General features: G+C 74.7%; 1 protein-coding gene and 1 pseudogene. Both read left to right on the top strand.

Annotated features, from left to right (window positions below; translation table 11 throughout):
* Positions 1-835 (top strand): annotated as a pseudogene (locus tag CM1CMNOD_RS09710) (hypothetical protein); the annotation flags it as partial.
* A 131-nt stretch (positions 836-966) separates the two neighbouring features.
* On the top strand, positions 967-2,300 hold a 1,334-nt coding region (locus CM1CMNOD_RS09705; RefSeq protein WP_131773956.1), incomplete at its 3' end, for an alpha-(1->3)-arabinofuranosyltransferase domain-containing protein.

Genomic DNA, 2,300 nt, shown 5'->3' with positions numbered 1-2,300 from the left:
GCGGACAGCTCCCACCACGCGGGCGCGCCCCGCCGAGCCGGCCAGCCCCGCCATGCCAACAAGCCCTGTCGGGGCGACAGGCCCTGCCGTGCCGACGAACCGTCCGACCGTCGAGATCGGCGCCGCGCTGACCGCGCTGGTACTCCTCGGCCTGTTGCAGAACATCGACCTGCTGGTGCTCGGGGCGCACCGTTCCGCCGACGCCGGCCCGTACGCGGCGGTGTCCGTCGCCTGCAAGGCGCTGGTCTTCGCCGCGGTCGCCCTGGGCGGTTTCCTGCTCCCCGAAACCGCCACCCGCCGGCACCGCGGCGAGCACGCCCTGCACCAGCTCGGCGGGACGCTGGCGATGCTCGCGGTACCGGCCGCGGCGCTCGTCGCCGTCGCGCTGGTCGCGCCGAGGGCAGGTCTCACGCTCGCGTTCGGCGCGCCCCTGGCCGCCCGCGCGCCCGCGTTCGCGCCCCTGGCCGGTGCGATGGCCTGCCTGGGAGCGACCGTCCTGTGCACCTACTACCTGCTCGCCGTGGGGGAACGCCGCGTTCTCGCCGTGCTGGCCGCCGCCAGCGCGCTCGCCGTCCCGGCGCTGTGGTGGGCGCGGGGCGACGCGATCGCCACCGCCCGCATAGAACTCGTGGTACACGCGGCGCTGCTGACCGTGGCCGGATCGCTGGTCCGGATCGCGGCCCGGCGGGGCGCGCCGCCCGGGCCGACGGCGGGCCGTCGGGTGGCGGCGCCGATACAGCCGGGCCGCCCCGGGGGCGGGCTGCACCGTGGCCGACACAACATGTGGCGTTCCACCCCCTCGGCCGCACCCCGCCACCGCCGCAGAGATCTCTAAGATGCACCGGACACGGCCCGCACGCACCGCGCCGGCAGGTGAGCCGCCACGGTGAGCCGACCCGGCGAGCGGCCGTCCCTCCCGGCGGCACCCGCCAGCCGTGGACCGAACCAGGATGATTGGGTTGGACGGTGACCCTGACCGCACCATCAGCACGCCCGCGGCGCGGTCTCGGCCGCCGGACCGCCCGCCGGCCGGCCGCCCGCACCGGCCTACCAGAGCGCGGCCTGCGGCGCTGGCTGCCATCGTGGCCCACCGTGCTGCTGGCCGCGATCAGCTACCTTCCGCTGCTGTTCACCGCGCCCGGCCGGGTCGGCGTCGACACCAAGGCCTACCTCTACCTGGAACCGCGGGAGCTGATCGGACGAGCGGGGATCATGTGGGATCCCGGTGTCGGGATGGGTGTGGTCACCCATCAGAACATCGGCTTCCTGCTCCCGCAGGGCACCTTCTTCTGGTTCCTGGACCTGCTGAGCCTGCCCACCTGGGCCGCCCAGCGGCTGTGGACGGGTTCGGTGCTGTTCATGGCCGGCGCGGGCGTGCTGTTCTGCATGCGTTCGTTCCGCTGGCCGCACCGGTTCGCCTTCGTCGCGGCCGCGGGTTACATGCTGACCCCCTACGTCCTCGAGTACGAGGCGCGGATGTCGGCGATCCTGCTGCCGTACACGGGCCTGGGCTGGCTGTTGGGGATCACGGTCCGTGGCCTGCGCGAGGCGCGGGGTGGCCTGGCGGGGTGGCGGCCGGACGGCTGGCGCTGGCCGGCGGCGTTCGGCATCGCCGTCGCGCTGGTCGGCAGCAGCAACGCCGCCAGCCTGATCTTCGTGCTGCTGGCGCCGATCCTGTGGCTGCCCTTCGCGGTGTGGGTCACCCGGGAGGCCCGCCTCGGCCCCGCGCTGGGCATGTGCGCCCGGGCCGCGGTGGCGGTCGTGGGCTGCTCGGCCTGGTGGATCGCGGGCCTGCTCACCCAGGCCGGCTACGGCGTCGACATCCTCGCCTACAGCGAGACACTCAGGACGGTCGCGAGCGCCTCGCAGGCCTCCGAGGTGCTGCGCGGTCTGGGCAACTGGTACTTCTACGGCGGGGACGCGCTGGGCACCTGGATCGCCCCGTCCCGGGACTACACCCAGACCATCTGGGTGATCCTCATCAGCTTCACGGTGCCGCTGCTGGCCCTGGCGGGTGCGGCGCTGTGCCGGTGGGGATACCGGGCCTACTTCGTCCTGCTCGTGCTCGTCGGCACCACGGTCGCGGTCGGGGTCTACCCCTACGAGAACCCCTCGCCGCTGGGCGGGGCCTTCCGGTCGTTCGCCGAGGCGTCCAGCGTTGGTTTCGCCCTGCGTTCGATGCCGCGTGCCGTGCCGCTGGTCGCCCTCGGCCTGTCGGTGCTGCTGGCCGGCGGGCTCGCCGCGCTGGCGCAACGCGTTGACGAGCGGCTGGCGCGGCGCGCGCGGGAGGCGCCCGGCCG

It is taken from the genome of Protofrankia symbiont of Coriaria myrtifolia, from assembly GCF_900634755.1.
Classification (GTDB): domain Bacteria; phylum Actinomycetota; class Actinomycetes; order Frankiales; family Frankiaceae; genus Protofrankia; species Protofrankia coriariae.
This window is presented reverse-complemented; position numbering and strand designations above follow the sequence as displayed.